Annotated in this window: 20 protein-coding genes; 8 read left to right on the top strand and 12 right to left on the bottom strand. The window is 47.8% G+C overall.

What is annotated here, in order from left to right; translation table 11 throughout:
* Positions 1-77 precede the first annotated feature (77 nt).
* Entirely contained in the window at positions 78-968 is an 891-nt protein-coding gene (locus ACFVVF_RS15140) for a pirin family protein (RefSeq protein WP_387810843.1), read from the bottom strand.
* Positions 969-1049: 81 nt separating this feature from the next.
* Complete coding sequence (locus ACFVVF_RS15135) at positions 1050-1499, bottom strand: MarR family winged helix-turn-helix transcriptional regulator (protein WP_387810840.1); 450 nt, start codon at positions 1497-1499, stop codon at positions 1050-1052.
* 286 nt (positions 1500-1785) lie between these two features.
* Here ACFVVF_RS15135 and ACFVVF_RS15130 point away from each other — a divergent pair, with 286 nt between their 5' ends.
* The 4 genes from ACFVVF_RS15130 to pstA all read left to right on the top strand — a co-directional run bounded on the left by ACFVVF_RS15130 (position 1786) and on the right by pstA (position 5933).
* Positions 1786-3144, top strand: a complete 1359-nt coding sequence (locus ACFVVF_RS15130) for a hypothetical protein (protein ID WP_387810834.1) — start codon at positions 1786-1788, stop codon at positions 3142-3144.
* A 21-nt stretch (positions 3145-3165) separates the two neighbouring features.
* Complete coding sequence (locus tag ACFVVF_RS15125) at positions 3166-4017, top strand: phosphate ABC transporter substrate-binding protein (protein ID WP_387810831.1); 852 nt, start codon at positions 3166-3168, stop codon at positions 4015-4017.
* A gap of 72 nt (positions 4018-4089) precedes the next feature.
* Positions 4090-5043: a phosphate ABC transporter permease subunit PstC gene (pstC, locus tag ACFVVF_RS15120; protein WP_387810828.1), complete on the top strand. Its 954-nt coding sequence runs from the start codon at positions 4090-4092 to the stop codon at positions 5041-5043.
* Positions 5040-5933, top strand: a complete 894-nt coding sequence (pstA, locus tag ACFVVF_RS15115) for a phosphate ABC transporter permease PstA (protein WP_387810825.1) — start codon at positions 5040-5042, stop codon at positions 5931-5933. Before pstC ends, pstA begins: the two co-directional genes overlap by 4 nt.
* 1302 nt (positions 5934-7235) lie before the next feature.
* Here the strand turns inward: pstA and ACFVVF_RS15110 are convergent.
* Positions 7236-7841 (bottom strand): TetR/AcrR family transcriptional regulator, encoded by a 606-nt coding sequence (locus ACFVVF_RS15110; protein ID WP_387810822.1) that lies wholly within the window; start codon positions 7839-7841, stop codon positions 7236-7238.
* A gap of 179 nt (positions 7842-8020) precedes the next feature.
* Here ACFVVF_RS15110 and ACFVVF_RS15105 point away from each other — a divergent pair, with 179 nt between their 5' ends.
* Positions 8021-9256 (top strand): YhgE/Pip domain-containing protein, encoded by a 1236-nt coding sequence (locus ACFVVF_RS15105; protein WP_387810819.1) that lies wholly within the window; start codon positions 8021-8023, stop codon positions 9254-9256.
* 68 nt (positions 9257-9324) lie between these two features.
* On the opposite strand, the gene ACFVVF_RS15100 is transcribed toward ACFVVF_RS15105, so the two are convergent.
* Both ACFVVF_RS15100 and ACFVVF_RS15095 read right to left on the bottom strand, forming a co-directional pair.
* On the bottom strand, positions 9325-9834 hold the full coding sequence (locus ACFVVF_RS15100) for a PCYCGC motif-containing (lipo)protein (protein ID WP_387811514.1): 510 nt from the start codon (positions 9832-9834) through the stop codon (positions 9325-9327).
* A 49-nt stretch (positions 9835-9883) separates the two neighbouring features.
* A complete protein-coding gene (locus tag ACFVVF_RS15095; protein ID WP_387810817.1) occupies positions 9884-10702 on the bottom strand; it encodes an alpha/beta hydrolase in 819 nt (272 codons plus the stop codon).
* Positions 10703-11123: 421 nt separating this feature from the next.
* Between ACFVVF_RS15095 and ACFVVF_RS15090 the strand changes: the two genes are divergently transcribed.
* Entirely contained in the window at positions 11124-12080 is a 957-nt protein-coding gene (locus tag ACFVVF_RS15090; RefSeq protein WP_387810814.1) for an alpha/beta hydrolase, read from the top strand.
* A gap of 746 nt (positions 12081-12826) precedes the next feature.
* On the opposite strand, the gene ACFVVF_RS15085 is transcribed toward ACFVVF_RS15090, so the two are convergent.
* The 6 genes from ACFVVF_RS15085 to hxlA form a co-directional block, all read right to left on the bottom strand.
* Positions 12827-13360: a cysteine hydrolase family protein gene (locus ACFVVF_RS15085; RefSeq protein ID WP_387810811.1), complete on the bottom strand. Its 534-nt coding sequence runs from the start codon at positions 13358-13360 to the stop codon at positions 12827-12829.
* A 43-nt stretch (positions 13361-13403) separates the two neighbouring features.
* A complete protein-coding gene (locus ACFVVF_RS15080; RefSeq protein WP_387810808.1) occupies positions 13404-13577 on the bottom strand; it encodes a hypothetical protein in 174 nt (57 codons plus the stop codon).
* Positions 13578-13667: 90 nt separating this feature from the next.
* A complete protein-coding gene (locus ACFVVF_RS15075) occupies positions 13668-15860 on the bottom strand; it encodes an S-layer homology domain-containing protein (protein ID WP_387810805.1) in 2193 nt (730 codons plus the stop codon).
* Entirely contained in the window at positions 15791-16498 is a 708-nt protein-coding gene (locus ACFVVF_RS15070; protein WP_387810803.1) for an NHL repeat-containing protein, read from the bottom strand. Before ACFVVF_RS15070 ends, ACFVVF_RS15075 begins: the two co-directional genes overlap by 70 nt.
* Before the next feature lie 209 nt (positions 16499-16707).
* On the bottom strand, positions 16708-17295 hold the full coding sequence (gene hxlB / locus ACFVVF_RS15065) for a 6-phospho-3-hexuloisomerase (protein ID WP_387810801.1): 588 nt from the start codon (positions 17293-17295) through the stop codon (positions 16708-16710).
* Positions 17296-17302: 7 nt separating this feature from the next.
* Positions 17303-17935 (bottom strand): 3-hexulose-6-phosphate synthase, encoded by a 633-nt coding sequence (gene hxlA, locus ACFVVF_RS15060; RefSeq protein WP_387810798.1) that lies wholly within the window; start codon positions 17933-17935, stop codon positions 17303-17305.
* Between the two features lie 188 nt (positions 17936-18123).
* On the opposite strand from hxlA, the gene ACFVVF_RS15055 reads away from it, so the two are divergent.
* Positions 18124-18507, top strand: coding sequence for a winged helix-turn-helix transcriptional regulator (locus ACFVVF_RS15055; protein WP_387810795.1), 384 nt, complete (start codon positions 18124-18126; stop codon positions 18505-18507).
* A 60-nt stretch (positions 18508-18567) separates the two neighbouring features.
* Here ACFVVF_RS15055 and argC read toward each other — a convergent pair whose 3' ends face one another.
* Complete coding sequence (gene argC / locus ACFVVF_RS15050) at positions 18568-19515, bottom strand: N-acetyl-gamma-glutamyl-phosphate reductase (RefSeq protein WP_387810793.1); 948 nt, start codon at positions 19513-19515, stop codon at positions 18568-18570.
* A gap of 192 nt (positions 19516-19707) precedes the next feature.
* On the opposite strand from argC, the gene ACFVVF_RS15045 reads away from it, so the two are divergent.
* Positions 19708-20412 carry a hypothetical protein gene (locus tag ACFVVF_RS15045; RefSeq protein ID WP_387810791.1) on the top strand — a complete coding sequence of 235 codons (705 nt, stop codon included), beginning with the start codon at positions 19708-19710 and terminating at the stop codon, positions 20410-20412.
* The last annotated feature ends 235 nt before the right edge of the window (positions 20413-20647 follow it).

Genomic DNA, 20647 nt, shown 5'->3' with positions numbered 1-20647 from the left:
AATGATAGCAGTTTCAATAAAGGCGTTCAAACGAAAAAGCCCCTGCTGCACAAGAGGCAGCCGGGGCCTTGCCGACATTAAAAATTCGGATTGCCGAAAGCGCCGGTCCGGAAATCGTGGAAGGCTTGCGTAATTTCCCGCTCGGTGTTCATAACGAACGGCCCGCGCTGAACCATCGGCTCGTTGATCGGTTCACCGCTTAATACGAGTACAAGGGCGTCCTCCGTCAGCGCCTCAATCCGGATCTCGCCGGCTTCGTTCCGGAAGAGAACAAAATCATTTTCCGCAGCAGACTTGTGTTCATTAATGACGACTTCACCGCGAAGTACAATCAATCCCGCATTGTATGATGATGGCAGCGTGAAGCTTGCTTGCCCGCCTTTATTGAAAGCAATATCGAACAGATTGAGCGGTGTATGAGTGCTTGCCGGTCCCCGAACCCCATTGTACTCACCAGCAATGATCCGTACGCTGCCTCCACCGCCTGGCAGTTCAATCCTTCCCATTGAAGAGGACATCAGCTCCTGATAGCTTGGCGCTGTCATTTTGTGCGCTTGCGGCAAATTAACCCAGAGTTGAACCATTTGCATGACGCCGCCCTGCTCAGAGAAGCTTTTCTCCTGGTATTCTTTGTGCAGCACGCCGGAGCCTGCCGTCATCCACTGTACGTCTCCAGGACCGATGATGCCGTGATTGCCGGCGCTGTCATGATGCTCGATCCGGCCTTGATACGCGATCGTTACGGTCTCAAATCCCCGATGCGGATGAGCGCCGATGCCTTTCACCGCGGAGCCTGGAGGGAATTCAACCGGAGCGCCGTAGTCCAGCAGTACAAACGGGCTAATACGCTGCTCGAATGAATTGCCTCCCGGAAAATAATTCGATACGCGAAAGCCGTCGCCTACCATATGAAACGGGGAGCCTTGAAATACGCCTTCAATTTCGCGATATGCTGCAGTGTTTGTCATGAGAATCCATCTCCTTATTTATGTTAATATATTAATAGTTATCTTCAATTCAAGATATAGGGTCGGTATAAACCGCCGAGACTACTTTCCGGCGGCTCCTTTGCCTAATACTTTTAACAGCTCAATAGCTTGCTTCTGTTCCTCCAGCGTCAAGCTGTTCATTACCGTCTCAATCCGCTGCGCATGCTGAGGGAAGATATCATCGAACAGCTTCCGTCCAACGTCCGTAATTTCCGCATACGTCACCCGCCGGTCATGGCTGCATGGCACACGCTTTAAATAGCCCTTATTTTCCAGCTTATCGATATTATACGTCATCGTGCCGCTCGTAATTAATACTCTATCGCCGATCTGCTGAATCGGGATGCGGCCTTTCGCGTACAACACTTCCAATATGCCAAATTCGGTAGAGGACAAGCCGTAACTCTTAATATCTTTAACCGCAACATCCATAACACTCTTAAACGATTTGGACAACACAACCAGCAATTTCAGCGCCGTCTGCTGCTCATCATTTGTCGTTTCCTTCATCCGCTCACCTCCCCATCAACAATTATCTTGAATTAAAGATATAATAAATATCCTTTGCTGTCAAGCGTTTAGTCTTTAAGAGCCAATTCATTAGGTAACATTTGACTGTAAAAATTAACCTTTGCCATCCGCCATTCGAAGCAATTTCGATTCTGAAAGAAGGACTACATTCCCACATTTATTTACGAAATCATTACAAATTCTAAATAATGGGATAATAATCGACTGCTAAACTGATTTTGAATTAAGAGATCGATATCGAGAAAGGTGACGAAAACCGATGCAAATGAAAAAAGTAGTGGTCATCTCCATGCTGGCAGCGGCAATTGGAACAACAGCCGTAACACCGGTAATGGCACAAACGAATGCAGCTTCGCAAAACCAGCAGGCACTGCAAATCAAGAACGCAACCTTTACCGTAAACGGCAAAGCAGTTGCAATCCGCACGATCAACAAGAGCGGGATAACACTCGTCTCGGTGCGTGACATTGCCCTGGCAATCGGAGCTGAGATCAATGTTTCCAAAGGCGTGATCAAAGTTCAACTGAATCACAAAAGTGCAACCCTGACGGGCAGCGCGATTACGTCTGTTGGCGGCAATTCGTTCACAGAGCCAAAAGCACTGCTTGAAAAGCTTGGCGCAACGTATGTAGCAGGAAGCAATGTAGTCACTTCGATTAAACTGCTTGCTGACATCGAACAAGCCGCATGGATCAATTCCTCTACACTGCTTGCATCGAAATCCATCGAAGGCGGACGTGAAGACTACCTGATCGATACAGCGACAGGCCGCAGCGAATTGCTGCTTGCTTCCTCCAATACTTCTGACCTTGTAATCTCGAATGACGGCGCTAAAGCAGCTTATACCGACGAGAACGGTGCTGTATATGTAATTACGCTTGCTACAAAACAAACGGTTCAAGCCAGCACGGACAGCTCGATTAAAAACGAACTGCAATGGTCCGCTGACGGTTCCGCATTGTTCTTCCTGCAAGGCGACAAAAACTCCGTTATCGCTAAAGTAGATCTGGCTGACGGCAAAGTAACAAAAGTACTGGAAGACAAAGTTGACTACAAGGCTGATCTGAGCGTATCCTCCGACGGCGGCAAATTTGCCTTCACCGTTATCAAACAGCCTAAAGTTACAGCCGATGCTGGTAAAGACGTTAGCTTGGACGACGTGGCGATCGACGCTACGGGCACAGAACCGCAGCTCTACTTCTATGATGCAGCGAAAGCCGACAACAAGCCGGTTCAACTGACTAACGATAAAACGGATAAAGCTTTCACGCAAATTTCTGCAGACGGCTCGAAGGCATATTTCGTAAGCCTCGGCGACGACGCTAACAGCACAGGTACACTTGAAGTTGTGGACATCGCTGGCAAAACGGTAAAACCGCTGTTCAACGAGCAAGACGTGTACCAGCTTGTAACAAAAGGCAATAAATTGTACTTGCTTACTGCCAAAGGCGAAGGCAACGCTATTTACAACATCGATGCCGCAACTGGCGCAGCTACTCTTTTACATAGCGTATCGGACGGCGTCAGCGAAATCATCGTATCGAATAACGGTCAGCTTGCAGCTATCAGCAACGGCTTGCTTGCAGTAGCAATCAACGGCAAATTCACAACGATCACAAAATAATTTATCTGGGGGAAAAATGCAATGAAATGGTTTAAACAAATTACGATCGCAGCGCTTATCGCTGTAATTGGCTTCAGCTCCGTGCATGTTGCAGACGCAGCAAGCAAACTTTCAGGCAAAATTGTTATCAATGGCTCTTCCGCACTTCTTCCATTGACGCTTCAAGCAGCTAATGAATTCAAAAAAGCGAATCCGAAAGTTAAAATCTCCGCATCCGCTGCCGGTTCGATTACAGGCCCGCAAGCGGTTCGCAAAGGTATCGCTGATATCGGCGCAGTAGACTGGGATGCTACGAAAGACGTTCCTGGCTTCAAAAAATTCGACGGTCAAGTTGCACATAAAGTTGCTGTTATTCCTTTCGCGACTGTCGTGAACAAAAACGTTGGCGTATCGAACCTGACGACGAAGGATCTGCAAGGCATTTTCTCCGGCAAAATCAAGAACTGGAAAGATGTTGGCGGCAAAGATGCTGAAATCATCGTTGTAAACCGTACGTTCGGTTCCGGCACACGCGTTAACTTCCAAGACAAAGCGCTTGCTGGCGAAGACTTCATGACTAAAGGCGACAACTACAAAGAAGTAAAAACGAGCGGCGATATGAAGACGGCTATCGAAACTACGCCGAACGCTATCGGTTATATGGACCTTGCCTACGTAACAGACAAAATGACAGCTTTGAGCGTTAACGGTGTTGCTCCAACTGAAGCTAACGTAATCAACGGCAAATACAAAGTATGGGGCTACGGCTACTACATGACTAAAGGCCAGCCTACAGGCGCTGTAAAGGAATTCATCGCTTATGTACAAAGTGCGAAATTCCAAAACGGTTCGCTTAAAAAGCTGAAATTCATTCCGATTTCCGCAATGAAATAAGAAGGAAAGAGCGGCCGGCTTGCGCGTAAGGCGCGAAGCCGGCTGTTTTTATCCAAAGGAGCCGAACCCAAAATGTTAGAATCGTCCGTCGCTGCCCCAAAGCAATCGGATCTTGGCAGCAGTATTATGGCCGGAAGCGGCAAGCCGTTCGACCGTAAAAAACGACTGTTTGCCATGAACCGTTTGTTCCGTTACATATGTATTGCCAGTGCAGTCTTCGTCTGCCTTATTCTTTTCCTTATTCTCATTCTTATGTTCCGTACAGGTGTTTTAACGTTCAGTGATATTTCATTAGCGGACTTCTTCCTGTCTGCCAACTGGAATCCGATGGATGAACAGTATGGCGCGTTAGTCTTTATTTTCGGAACGTTTGCTTTAACAGCATTAACACTGCTCATCAGCGTTCCGCTATCCATTGCAATTGCTGTTTTCTTGTCCGTGTTCGTACCTGGCTGGCTGAAAAATGCGCTGCGTCCGATACTGGATCTGCTCGTAGGCATTCCATCCGTCGTATACGGCTACCTCGGTCTTACCGTTCTCATCCCGATGATCCGCAATGTAACGGGCAGCGGCATGGGCGACGGTCTTCTGGCAGCTGCACTTGTCTTGACAATCATGGTACTGCCGACAATCAGCCGGATTAGCGATGACGCGATTTCCGCGGTACCGAGAAAATATAGCGACGCTTCCTACGCTCTTGGAGCTACCCGCTTCCATACCGTATGGAAAGTACTTCTTCCTTCCGCGCGCAGCGGTATTATGTATGCTGTCATTCTAGGAATGGCCCGTGCAATCGGCGAGACGATGGCTGTCGTTATGGTTATCGGCAATACGGCTCAGCTTGCAGACAGCTTGTTGAAGCCGACATCGGTACTCACAAGTAACATCGTTATGCAAATTTCCAACGTTCCATTTGATTCAACGTGGAACTATGCCCTTTACTTGATGGGCTTCCTGCTGCTCGTTATTTCGATTCTGATGATTGCTACCGTTCGCTGGCTGCAACGCAAGGGGGTACAAGGATGAAGACAACACCAACAGCTAACCCCTTCCAAGGCGTCGGTAAAATGAACCGTTTGAACAACCGCATCTTCACGCTGCTCGTCTGGGTTGTAGGTGCGGCAGCCATCCTGTTCATTTTCGGTCTGCTATTTCTTATTTTGGAAGCGGGCCTTCCCAATTTGACTTGGGACTTTCTGTTCGGACTGCCAAGCGAGATTGATGAAGGCGGCGGCATCGGCCCTACGCTGATCAACTCTTTCTACATCCTGTTCATTTCCTTGGTCATTTCCATTCCGCTTGGCATGGCTGCCGGCATCTACTTGGCCGAATTTGCACCAGCCAACAAATTGATCGGCTTCGTGCGTATTTGCGTAGAAGCGCTGGCTTCCGTTCCATCGATTATTTTCGGCTTGTTCGGCATTGCGTTGTTCGTCGAATATTTCCAGATCGGATTGACCATCCTCGGCGGAGCGGTAAGTCTGGCTTTCCTGAACCTGCCCGTCTTGGTAAGGGTAACGGAGGAATCACTGCGTGCTGTGCCGAAGGAGCTCAAAAGCGCATCCTTCGCTCTTGGCGGCACGCATCTGCAGACGATCACTCGCGTGCTGATCCCGGCTGCACTGACAGGCATCGTCACCGGTATCTGCCTCGTGGCTGGACGTGCATTCGGCGAGAGCGCCGTTATCATTCTGACAGCCGGCGTAACGACGTCAGGCGAAATGTGGGACTTTAATTTGTTCTCGCCGGGCGCTACGCTTGCCGTTCACCTTTGGTATGTACAGTCGGAAGCCATCGTTCCTGATGCTCAGCAAATTGCTCAGAAGGCGGCGGCGGTGCTTGTATTCGTCGTGCTGTTCATCAATCTGGTGTTCCGGATTCCGCTTTGGCTGAAGGCTCGGAAGATGAAGGGCTAGGGTTGGTGGGGTTGTAGAGTAAGAGGCTGCCGAGAGTTTCTCGGCAGTCTTTTTTGTAGTATGCTGCCCGTATGCGTACAACATTAGGGATCGCTGCGTGTTTCGGTCCGCTAGCACGCTTACAACATTAGGGATCGCTGCGTGTTTCGGTCCGTGCTGCCGTTCTTGATTCCATTTCCCCCCATCGCTAACACGATGCACGAATGAATAGAATCATCGAAAAGTCAGCCCGGACTCGAAACACTCCGCTCACCCTCTGCCTAAGTGCAACTACTTAACATGAACCATTAAAACTAAACTACTGTACAATCCCGCTGATTTCTTCAGCAGGAAACCACTCCATACCTGCAAACTTCACCTCCGTCATCTGAGCTCGAAACTCTAGGCTCATCCTAGAACCGTATAACCAGCTCCGCAAGAGCCTTGCACCCTACTCCTTAATCCTTCTAACAACAGTAACCCGCTTTTTCAAACGGTAACCTAAATGTTAGCCATCACCCGAGTCTTCGCCTGAACCTTTTGCAAGAAGTAGCAAGGACTTACCGCAGAACGAACCGGCTTCGCTATTTAACGAAGACCGGTTCGCAAATTATGCGCGAGACTGCCACTTTTGAGGCATTTGCAAGCATTAGCGAAGAGAATTTCGCTTTTGGAGAAGCTGCGTTCACCAGTTGCGAAGTTTTCTTCGCTGCAGCTTATGTGGGCACCAGTTGGTACTCAAATAGCGAACTTTGATTCGCTCTTTTGCGAAGGAGGTTCGCTATGGGGCTAGTGCTGAGCGGTTTAGCGGCACGAGCTCTATTTCGTTTGACAGTTACATTTGAAGTTCCCTTCGACCTGCTGCACGGAAATCAACATTAACTGGGAACGAAGCTACTTCGTTATTTAACGAAGACCGGTTCGCAAATTATGCGTGAGACTGCCACTTTTGATGCGTTTGCGAGCATTTGCGAAGAGAATTTCGCTTTTGGAGAAGCTAGGTTCACCAGTTGCGAAGTTTTCTTCGCTGCAGCTTATATTGGCACCAGTTGGTACCCCAATAGCGAACTTTGATTCGCTCTTTTGCGAAGCAGGTTCGCTAACTAGGTGATCGGCCGTCGTCGTGTGAAGCCCGGCCAGACACAAGGTCCGCCTGCGCCTAAGAGAAAAGTTAGTTATGGCAACAGTCATGCGTCGTTCTAAGCAATAACTGGAGCTTAAGCAGCAGCTTTTATTTTTTAGCATTCGCGATGGAGCAGTTCGCTACTAGTTGGTTTTACTTCAGTCGGAAAAACCCGGCTCCGAAGAAGCCGGGCTGGTTCGTTATTCAATGATGCGAGCGACGGCCAGAGGTCCGCGATACATAATTCGGGTCAGCAACAGAGCCAGCTCCTCGACTGGGAGGCTCATGCCGCTGCGAATCCAGTGTGTCAGCATGCCAATATTGGCCGAAGTCATAAAGGCGATCAAATATTCTTTTGGGAAACCTGGATCCCGATCGCCTACTATTTTCATAAACGTCTGATTGTACATTCGTTCGGTCATAAACTCCCTAATCCGCATGGGAAACCGGGCATCTCCGTTTGGCCCCAGTATGACACGGAAAAAATCGGCATGCTCTGCAAAATAGTTGAGTACATTCAAGCTAACCGGATAAATTTGATCCTTCTCCGCGTAGCGGATCAAATCCAACGGATTCAAATGACTCATCACATCCGTAAGGCCTACAAAGACCTCCTGCTTGATCTGCTCCATTAAATCCGGCACATCCCGGTAATGCAAATAAAACGTCCCCCGGTTAATTTCCGCTTTCTCGGTCAAATCACTTACGGTAACCCGCTCGAGTCCCCTTTCATCGACAAGCTCAAGCAAGGCTGTCCGAAGCAGCCTTCTCGTTCTTTTTTTGCGCAGATCCGTTTTTTCTCCCATCAGTCGAACTCCTTTTTTTCAAATTAATAAACAGAGTAAGCTCAAAATGCCGATTACTCGACAAATGGAGCGAGATTGATTATTGAATGGCTACTTCACATCATTATAATTAACATTGTGATCCTTAATGAACATTTTGTCTATTATTTATTAAAGAGAAAAAAGGAGAGAACTGAACGATGAATGGTTCAAAAAACATGCTCCGCAATAAATTAGTGTGGATCGGGTTAGCATTAGTGGTCGGCGTTATTTTTATTATGGGCTTGGCACAGCTGGGCTCATCCTCCAATCCGGTGCCCAAAAACATGCCGGTAGCGCTCGTTTCGCTCGACAAAGAAGTGCAGCTGCCTAATGGCCAGACGCTCGCTATTGGCAAAATGATCGAACAGCAGCTCATGACTGCCGCTGCCTCCACCGCTCAGAGCACAGAGCCTCCGCTCAAGTGGGAACAGGTTGACAATAAAGCTGTCGCGATGCAAGGTCTCGACGATAAAAAATATTACAGTGTGCTGATTCTGCCGGAATCGCTCAGCGCCGATATCGCAACCTTGTTCAGTCCGCAGCCAAAAACAGCAACGGTAGAGGTTTATCTCAATCAAGGCATGAACATGACCGGATCCACTCTCGTCTCCCAAGTCATTACGAAGATCGGCGAGGGTATGAACGAACAGTTGCGCAAACAGGTGCTGGAAGGCGTAAAAGCGCAAGGTGATGTTTTGAATAGTGCACAGGCAGCCGCACTGGCTTCCCCCATCACGCTGCAGACAGAAATGGTGCATCCCGTACCCGCACATAGCGCGAACGGCAATGCCCCGGTCGCTTTTACCATTTTGGCATGGTTCGGTGCGATGATTGCATCCATTCTAACGTTCCAGGCTGCTGCCAAAGCCCGCTCTGCAAGCAAACTTAGCAACGCAGGCGTTGCTGTCTCGCAGGCCGTTATCGGACTGCTGTATGTGCTGGTAGCACTAGGCGCAACGCTTCTACTGGCAAAAAGCACGCTAGGGATGACGATTGCAGACAGCTGGCAATTCAGCATTTATTTTACGTTCATTAGCTATTGCTTCTTCCTGATGCAATCCTGTCTGTTGAACTGGCTTGGCTTGGGCGGAATGCCGATTATGATTCTGATCTTCTTCTTTGGCTCGCCGATACTCGCATTACCGTCTCAAATGCTGCCTGCCTTTACACAGGATTGGCTGTACTCGTGGATTCCGCTTCGCTTCGGAACCGAAATTTTACGCGAAGTGCTTTACTTTGGCGGCAGCTCGTTCTCCTCTGCCTCCGCAGTTACTTTAATTATTATTGGAGCAATCGCGCTTTGCCTCTCGCTGCTTGCTGCAGCAGTTAAGCCCTATAAGGATAAGAATGCGGTGAAAAAAACAGCAACCGCAGAAAGCACGGCAGCTGTTTAAACGGACGATATACAGACACAAAGAAGGCAGGAACCGTCATTCTCAGGTTCCTGCCTTCTTTGTGCTGTTTAAGCTGTTGGCATTTTCGTATCAGTTGGCTTAGCATAACCTTTCCCGTAAGCCTCATCGATCCATTCGCGGATTTCGAGCGTTGTTTTGCCCGCTTGCTTCATCGTAACGGCCTGTGCAGCAATTTTCAGGCAGACGCCGCATCGCGTTCCATGATCGTCCCAGACTACTGAGCCGTCATCTTTCAGCTCCGCGATAAAGCAGTTCAAATTGCTCTTATGATTCGCGCTCTCGCCGCAGCCGCAGAAGCAAGGAATCCACTCCAGCAAATCAGCAGCTTGTCCTGCCGCCTGATACACCAGTCGCATATCCTCGCTTTGGCCGTCGAGAAACTTCGGAAGCACAGCAGCTGATGCCGTCTCCTCCTGCAAATCGCCGTTTGCAGCGTGACTGCTATGCCCGTCATTGCCGTGGCCGGCATGTTCATTCTTCGCACTGCCTCCGTTGTTTCCGCCGCAAGCGGATAACAAAACAAGCGACAGTAACGCTAAGATCGCAAGCTTTTTCATCGTTTTCTCCCTCATCCCCTTTTGTAAAGCCAGTACCGGTTAATTTGATTTATTCCTGCAGCTGCCGCTCCACGATTGGCTGCTCGTCCACAAAGCCTCTCCGTTTCAGCCAGTTCGCACAATTAAGCGTCCAGGTATGCGCCTCTGGATGATCAAAAGCAAGTCCAAGACCATGATGCCCGGACTCATAGACATGCAATTCGTAAGGTACGCCATGCTCGCTAAGCGCTTGTGAGAACATCAAGCTGTTTTGTACCGGAACGGCGCTGTCGTCAGCTGTATGCCATAGAAAAGCCGGCGGCGTGTCTGACGTTACTTGCAGCTCGCCTGACAGCAAATCACGCTGCTGCTGGGATGAATCCTCGCCTAGCAAATTCAGCAATGACCCAGGATGGGTGTGCTCCCCTAATGAAATAACGGGGTAGCACAATACCATAAGATCCGGCCTGCTGCTGACCTGTTCCACAGGATCGGCGCTCGAAGAATCGCCGGCATCGTAATGCGTACCTGCAGCAGAGGCAAGATGACCGCCCGCTGAGAAGCCTAATATGCCGATGCGGTCCGGGTCTACACCGAATTCTGCTGCTCGGCTGCGCACGATGCGGAGGGCCCGCTTCGCGTCATTCAGCGGATGCGGATGCTGATTAGGAGCTACCCGGTAATCCAATACAAATGCGTGCAGGCCGATATCGTTCAGCCATTCCGCAATCGGCTTTCCTTCATGTTCAGCCCGGTAAGCGTAGCCCCCGCCCGGCAGCACGACAATGGCCGCAAGCGGCTTGTCCGATTCCTTCAAATAAGGAGTTAAAAACGGAATTTCACTAGCCCCATTAACCGTACCCTCTGGCCAAATCGCAAATTTCTCCATTTCTTTGGGCACCTCCATTAAAGCGTTGTCATCTTATGATAACAGGTTGCTGGATTTTTTTACAGATTGGAATGGATCAGAAGCTTATTGTATTTCGTGATCATTTTCTTGAAGGAGAGGTTCTCTTGAAAAAACTTACCTACTGGGAGAAAAGACTTTTGATCAGCTTAACAGCCCTCGCTCTCATTGGCATCATTTCCTATATCAGCAAGCATTTTTGACTGTCGGCAAGAGTAGTGGAGCGATTCGGAAAAATTGGACAAAAGCACCTTTTTCATTTGATCATGGAAGGTGCTTCTTGTTATGATTAGAATCAGCTATCACAAGCCACAGTCTCCCCGGCAGCAAAGGAATTGGTCTCGTGTTCGCCTGCCTTGCATGCGTACATGCAGCATCCATTCACCGACAAGGGAGGTTATGTATGTTAAAAAGGATGTTGTTAAAATTGGTAATTTCCATTGCAGCTCTTCTATTAATCGTTATTACTGGCGCTAGTTTTTATTTCTACAATGTCGCGATTGCAAGGGATGACAAAAGCTTCCTGAACGGCAATCCCGATCTCGCTGTTACCGCAGCGGCTGCAGAAGCTGACGTTATCGACGGGGACGAGCACTGGTGGGAGAAGCAGCATTTCGAAGATTGGCAACTATACTCTGACGATGGCCTGAACCTGCACGCTTATTATTTGGCAGCTCCTGCTCCAACTGATAAAACCGTCATTATTGCGCATGGTTATTCCGGCGAAGCCGCAACCATGGGCAAGCTGGCGCAAATGTATAACGAGAAGCTCGGCTACAACGTTCTTTTGCCTGATGCCCGCGGTCATGGCCGAAGCGAAGGCCGCTACATCGGCTTCGGCTGGCCGGAGCGCAAGGATTATCTTGGTTGGATCGCAAGTGTGCTCAATCACAGCGGAAGCGGCTCTCAAATCGTGCTGCATGGCGTCTCCATGGGCGGTGCGACCGTTATGATGACCAGCGGCGAGGAGCTTCCGTCTCAAGTGAAAGCCATTATAGAAGATTGCGGCTACACTTCTGTACAAGATGAATTATCGTATCAGTTGAAACGGATGTATCGCCTGCCCTCTTTTCCGCTGCTGCACTCAACCAGCCTGCTTACGAAAATACGCGCCGGCTATGCTTTTAATGAAGCTTCCGCTTTGAAGCAAGTGAAAAAAACGGATAAGCCGATGCTGTTCATCCACGGTGATGCCGACCTGTTCGTACCGACTGACATGGTCTACGAGCTCTACGAGAATGGACCGGAGCATAAAAAGCTCTATGTCGTTCCTGGTGCTGGTCACGGTCAGGCGCGGAAGACCGATCCGGTTTCGTACGATCGCGAGGTATCGGAGTTTATTGGAGCTTATGTGAAGTAGCCGGACTTTGCGTTACCCCGGGGTTCCTGCATACTTCCGGGGTCGCTGCGTGATTCGGTTCATGCCGCTATTCTTGATTCCATTATCCCATCGCTTTCACGATTAAATGGATGGAATCTGCGAAAAATCGTCCTGAACTCGAATCACTTCGCTCTCCCTTGCTGCATACTTCCGGGGTCGCTACGTGATTCGGTTCATGCCGCTATTCTTGATTCCATTATCACATCGCTTTCACGATGTTAGATGGATAGAATCTGCGAAAAATCGTCCTGAACTCGAATCACTCCGCTCTCCCTTCCTGCATACTTCCGGATCGCTGCGCGATTCGGTTCCAACGAACCTGGTTCGTTAAATAGCGAAGAGTACTTCGCTGATTTGGCTGTAAACCAGGGATTGGAAGCTGCTCATCAACATTAGCGAAGAGATTTTCGCAATTGGCGAAGCTGTGTTCTTGAAAAGCGAAATTTGGTTCGCTGCAGCCGCTGCAAATGCCATTCTGCAGCAAAAGAACGAACTTTGATTCGTTCTTTTGCGAAGCAGCTTCGCTATTACCGCTCGGCAGCCCCGGCCTCTGCTACGACCACACAGTGCCGGCGCCCTCCTTAAAGATGTGAAACCTAAAGACAGGAAAGCAGAATGCCCCTAAAACAACCTGCGCCGCATACAGTGTGCGGCTTTCCCTCTATAAAAAACAAGAGACTGCCTTCGCAGGCAGCCTCTTGTTTTTTATCATTTTTCAACCTTGTTCATAGGTTGCCGAACGATATTTCTTCTGTTGTTTTCACAGCCGCAATACTTCCAAGTTCCTTATTGCAGCGATCTATGATGGCTGACGCTGTATTTCCCCCACTGTCCCAGGTGCTGTGCGCATCCTTAACGAGTGTAACAGTGTAACCCAGCTCAACGGCGCCTCTGCACGTCGCCTCCACGCAATATTCGCTTTGCATGCCCGCCAAGACAAGCTGTTGAATCCCCAACTGTTGGAGATGCTCGTGCAAGTCGGTACCGTCAAAAGCATTCGGCATCGTCTTATGAATGAGAGCGTCATCGTTCTCAGGAGTCAGTTCGCTATGAATTTGCCACGGCTGTGTCCCTCTAACCAATGGGCCGCTTTCTGGCGGCTCGTTATGCTGGATATAGTAAATCGAAGTCCCGCTTTTTCGCGCATCCGCCAATAGCTGCTTCATATGATCCAGAACGGAACGGGCATTGTACACAGCATTTCCTTCCGCTAACATGTCGTTTTGAGCATCAATGACCAGCAAAGCGGTACGATTCATAAATGCGTTCCTCCCTAATCAACCGATTACCACAGACTCTTACTTATCCGATAAATTGGTTCGCATGCATCGTCACTTCCTCGATGCTCACATCTTTTATTTTCTTATCCCGAACATCTTTCCAATTCTCATAATACTCTGGCTTCATATATACATTCATATTGAATCTGCCCATGCGGAATATGACTCTATAACCGGTAATTTTATCGCTTGCCATCGATCCCCGTACCCTCCTGACGCTAATTCTTTCCACAGATGCCCGAAAATCGCCTGCTTTCAATTCCCAATATTCATCGGCGCCGGGGGGTCAAGTCAACTCGTCGATTCGGCCCAGTTGAACCAGCGCCCGAATGATTACTGTAACTGCTTGGGCTCGCGTCGTCTGCTCCTTAGGACGATACAAATCCCCGCCCGTTCCTGTCATAATATTCAAATCAGCCAGCCGTTGTACGGCCTGCGCGTATTTTTGATCAATCGCACCGGAATCTGTAAATTGATGCGAACGAGTGTCATCTTCACCCGCTTCGGCAGTTTGCAGCGGAGCAATAGCTGCCGCCAGCATACCTGCCATTTCCTCCCGCGTCAATACCCGTCCGGCTGGCAGACCGCTGTTCACAGCTTCTGTATCACCGAATGCCCGGTTAAGCATAATCGTAAACTCGGCCGCCGTGACGCCTCTGTTTGGAGCGTACAGCCCGCTGCCAATGCCATTGACCAGCCCTTTAGCCGCAGCCGTTCCAATGTAGGCTTCCGCCCAATGACGGCTGATATCAGTGAACGTAACCTCGTTGCCGGCAGCGAGGTAAACGCCACTGGCATTGACATCATCCTTAACAAGCACCGCCCACGCTCCGCTGCCAAGCTGAAGCTTTGTGGCGGATACAAATTCAAATTTCCCCGCCTTTTCGTTATAGCGGAATGCGCCCCAATGTTTTGGAAGATTGAGCATATCCTCAGACAGTGCCAATATTTTGGACAATGGCTCGCTAAGCGAATCCGCTGCTCCAATAACGGCCCCGGTTTTGGCATTTACAATCGCTATGCGGAAATCGACGGCAGCGCCTAACGCTTTACCGCCCGGCAATCCGGATGCCGGCTTGGAGTCCAATTCAAGTTTGGCGGATGAGTCCGTCAAACTGATTTTGAACCCCATATCCTCCATCGCCAGCCCGTTTGCTGTACGAACTTCGTTCAAGTTTGAGATCATCGACGCCAAATTTACAGGTATGCGATAGCTGCCATAAGGAGCCTTTATTTCAATGATAAAAGATGAGTTCCGGCTTGCAAGCTCCTTAAGAACGGCTGCCGGGAGGCTGGCATAGACGCTGCCCTTTACCGGCTCAGCCTCCAGCGTAACGGAGGATTTCGTTAAATCAAACGTGGAGGGGTCGACTGCCTTCCCGTTCAAATCAATGTACAGCTTGACCGGCGCAGTTCCCGCTCCGCCGCCGCTTACAGGAGGCGCAGCTCGCGTCAATGTTACCGTATAGGCTTTTAATGAACCGTCTGCCGCCTTCACTTCAACCGTAATGGTATTGGCACCTGTATTTAATAGCAGCTGCTCACTCGCACTGCCGCTTTGAACAGCCGTTCCATTAACTTTGACCGTCGCCCCGTCATCCGTTGTGACCGGCGTTACAGTGACTTGTCCGATATCGCTTCCCACTGCTGCCGTATAGCTCGTTGTTCCAGCTTCAAATGCCGGATTCAGCGCAGCTCCGGACAATATGAGGCTGCTCAGATCCGCATTGCCGGATAAAGGGGTAACACTAGCTTCATTAGAAGAACCGCTCAGATGTGACGAGTACTCCGCCTTAACCGTAAAATAATACGTAACGCCATTGTCCAAGCCCGTCACCGTATGGCTCACTGACGAACCGCTAACGACAGCCGCTTCCGATCCTCCGCCGCCTGGGGTCAAGCTTTGATAAATTTTATAATTCACTGCACCGGCCACCGGCTCCCAGGTCAGAACAGCACTCTTGTCTCCCCCAGCGGCAGACTTCAGTACAGGCAAGCTGGACACCCGAATTACCCGGTTTGCCGTTTTGGGAATGAGCCACAGCTCACTATCGATATAGTCCACACTAAAATTGCCATTGCCATTAAAACCAGCCGGCCAATTGTTATAAGTCATCATATCCCCGGTATCAGGATCCAGCTTAATCAGATTGGAATCGTTCTGACCCTTTAACCAGATATGATGGCCGTCAAACGCCCCGCTGCTCAAAAAATTGCGGCTTTTATCAAAACCGCTTGGCCAATTATCATACCCCGTCATCTCACCGGTCTGAGGGTCCAGCTTCACGATCTGATTACTCGAGTAAGGAAACATCCATACGTTTTGGCCATCATACAGGCTTCCGCCAAAAGCATAGCCTGTCTTATTGAACCCGCTAGGCCAGCCGTCATAGCCGGTCATATCTCCAGTCACCGGATCAAGCCTGATGACTTGGTTGGCTGTACTAGGCACCAGCCATACGTACCGGCCGTCATACACGCCGCCGGAAAAAGCATATTGGTTAAAGTAAAATCATCCGGCCAATCATCATAACCTGTCATTTCACCGGTTGTCGGATCTACTCTCACCACCTGATTGGCGGTAGACGGAACCATCCATATGAAGCGGCCGTCATAGATGCCACCGGAAAATGCGCTGCTTGATACGGTAAGAGTACTCGGCCAATTATTATGCTTCGTCATCGTCCCTGACACCGTATCCAACTGAATAACGCTGCTGGCAAGTGAAGGAATCATCCATATCGACTGATTGACAAAGATCCCTTGGCTAAATGCCCCGTTGCCCTTCGTAAACCCGCTTGGCCAATTGCCATAGCCCGTCATTGTCCCCGTGGCCGGATCAAGCTTAACAACTTGATTCACCTCCTGAGGGATCATCCATATATGATGTCCGTCCGACACCCCGTTTGCAAAAGCGGAATAATTCAGTTGCAGATCGTCCGGCCATTCGGCGAACTCTGTCATTTCGATTGAAGGACCTACTTGCGCCCAAGCAATTCTTTTCCAATCGCCCGGCCACACAACGTTTACAGCTAATAGAATAGCAAGGCCGATTAATAACCCGCGTACTTTCACGATTTCATCCCCATTCTCTGTTGAAAGAGTCTTCTTCAGCATACTAACTTATTTTACCATTGGCCGCATCTAGTAATCTATTAAAAATTGCAGCTTCCTAGCATTGACCATCGGGCGTTAGCGAAGAGATCTTCTTTATTGGAGAAATAGAAGAAACAAACAAAGCCGTTCTCCTAATTAGGAAAACGGCTTTATTCAACATATAACGATATTATTGGGCTGCTCTAGCCCAAATAACTCCCTTGCAGATCCTACTCCAAATTAGCATGTCGGCCATACATCGCCGCGGAATCCAGCTGCCGGTCCTCCATCAATTTCAGAACAACCGCGTCACAAAACAATAGCAGCGTCTGCTCGAACAAGGCTCCCATAGGCTGGATGGTCTTAGATCCATTTCCTGATGGCTGGATGGTCTTAGATCCGTCGCCTGATTGGTCTTTCGGAGAGCCTGGCAATTTAACGATAATGTCTGCCCGTTTTCCAATAGCCGATTCCGGGGAAATGGTTATAAGCGCGACCGTTCCGCCCAAGCTTTTCGCTTTCTCGGCCATGGACACCAGACTGCTGGTCCCGCCTGAACCCGATCCAATGATGAGCAGATCCTCTTTGCCGAAGCTTGGTGTTACCGTCTCGCCTGCCACATACACTTCGATCCCCAGTTGCATCAAGCGCATGGCAAACGCCCGTATCATCAGCCCTGATCTTCCAGCTCCAGCCACAAAAACTTTGCCTGCTCGAACAATCTTATCGGCAAGTTGGCCGGCTTCTTCCTCTGCAATGAGAGCTAACGTCTGATTCAGCTCTTTTACAATTTCAGCGCCATACTCAATAGTCCGCATAAGGGCATTATCCTTGTTTAATTAATTTTTGCATTTCAGCGGCCGTAGCCGGCTTATCTTCCGAGCCGGTAATTCCTCCGCCTACAATAATAAGATCCGGCTTCGCCTTAATAACCTCTGGCAGTGTGCTTAACTTAATACCGCCTGCGACTGCTACCTTTGCATGCTTCACGACGCGCTTGATCGTCATCAGATCCTCAAACGAGTTTTTGCCAATCGCTTGAAGATCATAGCCGGTATGCACACAGATATAATCGACCCCGAATGCATCAAGCTCCTTCGCCCGTCCTTCAATGTCATGAACACCAATCATATCGACCAGAATTTGTTTCTGTTGGTTCTTTGCCTCTTCCACTGCACCCTTGATCGTCATGTCTTCAGCCACGCCAAGAATCGTAATAATGTCAGCACCGGCTTCAGATGCCTTCATCACTTCATAACCGGCCGCATCCATCACCTTGAGATCAGCCAGCACCTTCAAATCAGGGAATGCCGCTTTAATTTCTTTTACCGCTCTCAGACCCTCATTAATAACGACTGGCGTACCGATCTCAACGATATCGATATAAGGCTCCACCTCTTTAATCAGTTCCTTCGCTTCCGGGATATTGACAAGGTCTAATGCTAATTGCAATTCCATCTATAATCCTCTCCTTATGCATTTTATTTATGGAATGATTCTTTGGTATAATGATTCGACTATCGTTCAAAATCATGCTAGCTGCCGGCTGTTCAAATACTAATGGATGTGTTCAAAAAAAAGAAGAATGCACTTTAATGTGCGGTAGTTACAAAAAAGTAACCTTTGTGCGGGGAGGGGAAAGTCAGATGTCCGATCTAAGAAAAGAAATTATGGATAAGGTCAGCAACGGGGATTTCAACTGTGAAAAGGAATTAACGCTGTCCGTTATCGGCGGCAAGTGGAAATTAATCATTTTGTGGCATCTTGGAAAACAAGGTCCCCAGCGCTTCAGTGAGCTGCAGAGGCTGCTGCCGAAAATTACACATAAAATGTTAACCAGCCAGCTGAAAGAATTAATGGATGACGGCATTATTCATCGCGAAGTATTTCCCGAAGTGCCTCCAAGAGTCGAATATTCGATGACAGAGCTTGGCATGACGCTGCTGCCGATTTTGGAGATGATGTACATATGGGGCCAGAACCGAATAGCGGATATTAAAAAGATGCAGGAGCAGCCTTCATACAAATAGCTGGAACGACAAAAACGGACTCGCCTTAATTTAGAGGCAAGTCCGTTTTGCATATTGCGTTTATAACAAACCAGTGCTCTCATCGAATCCGAGCATGAGATTCATATTTTGCACAGCAGCACCTGATGCCCCTTTGCCTAAATTATCGTATCTTGAAATAATATTGATTTTGCCGTTTTGTCCAAAAACAAATATTTCGAGCCGGTTCGTATCATTGCATTCGGACAATATAAAGTGGCCTTCATCGAGGTAAGCTTCTGAATCATACGGCATGACTTGAACGAAACGCTCTCCTTCATAGTAAGCGGACAATGCTTCATGGACATCTTTGGCAGAAGCATCCTTCATATATCTGCCCGTTAATGGAACCGACATCGCTATGCCTTGCGCATAATTAGCTTTGATCGGTGTAAATATGGGCTCATACGATAGTCCGGCATACATCCTCATCTCGGGAAGATGCTTATGATTGAGCTGCATGGAATAATGCCGGGGCACATTCAGCTTTTTCTCAGCCGCAATAATTGGATTCTCATATTCCTCAATCCCGCTTCTGCCGGCCCCTGAATAGCCTGTTACAGAGTTGCATGAAACCGGGTAATCCTGCGGAAGAATGCCAGCCTCAATCAATGGCCGAATGGATAAAATAAGACCAGTCGCATGGCAGCCCGGAACGGAAACTCTCGTTGCCTTGCGAATCAATTCACGTTGATTTTTCAGCTCAGGCAAGCCATAAATCCAGTTGCGATCCGTTCTAAATACGGTACTGGCATTTATAATCTTCGTTTTTTCATTGTTCACAAGCGCAACGGACTCTAGTGCAGCCGAATCCGGAAGACACAGAAATACGAGATCCGCTGCATTCAATAACCGGCTTCGTTCTTCGGTATCTTTTCTTTTGTGGGAGTCTATTCTAAGAATCTCGATTTCCGGTTGTTTGGATAAATACTCAAAAATCTTCAACCCGGTCGTACCTTCTTGCCCGTCAACAAACACTTTATACGGCATGATCATCACCCTCTAATGAATAATTATTCTTTATAATGAATAACTATACACTCGGAGTTTATTTTATTCAATTGTTTTTGGGATGCAGACAAAGGAAAATATCTTCTGAAATGCGTCACGAACTTTACATTAACAAAGAAAGCATAGATAATGGATATATCTGGTTAAATGATAGGACGGAGGGATTGATTTATGAGTAACTCTGTTAGTAGATTGTATGAAATTGTAACAAAATTAAAAGACCTTAGTGAAGGTACAAGCTGTTCCAAAGCTTTTGCAGAAGTTTTTGATTTAAAATCCACAGAGCTTGATATATTATTAGTATCATTTGTCAAACTAATAAAATTGACTAAAAAAGCAAGGGAGGATGTAATTAATAAAAACTTATCTAATCAAGATAAATATTTAAAACCTATAGATGTTATTCAAAGTGCCCTTATCTACATTGATTTCACTGGTAATGATACTTTATATAAATTCAGTGATAAAGTAGACCAAGAAACTCTCATAAGATTAGAATATACAATCGATATGCTAGACGATGATAACTCAATAAATGATGAGAAAATTGATAATATACTTAACGAATTGAATAGTATTGAATCTGATATTCATTCACTAGATATAAACAAACAGCTTAAAGCCATTTTTATTATAAATATTTATAGAATACGCTTGGGTTTAAGTCAGTACAAAATTCTGGGTTCAGAAGTTCTGTCAACCACTCTAGAATCAAGTTTAGGTTCAATATTATTAAATTTTGATTTAGCAGAGAGTGAAGAAGAAAAAGAAATCACCAAAAAATTTGTTGGTTTCATTAGTATGACAGACCAAATCATTTCGATTGTAAATAACGGAAGACAATTACTCGAACCTATATTGAATTTTTTAAAATAAGCAAAACAAGCCATCCATTCATACGATGGATGGCTTTATACTGTTATCAAACATTCATTAATGAGCTATAGGTAAATTTTGATATCTAACCCTGAATAAAGAACACAACTTCTCATCAATAAATGACCTACGCATAAAAACGAAGTTATATAATAAGTAAGCTGGACATTGTCGCCTATGATGCTGCCGAACAACCTCAAACAAAACAAAAAACAAAACACGTAATTTACACTTC

Origin of the sequence: Paenibacillus sp. NPDC058174, from assembly GCF_042883865.1 — a bacterium.
Classification (GTDB): Bacteria; Bacillota; Bacilli; order Paenibacillales; family Paenibacillaceae; genus Pristimantibacillus.
The sequence above is the reverse complement of the archived record's forward strand: the minus strand, read 5'-3'. Positions and strand labels throughout refer to the sequence as shown.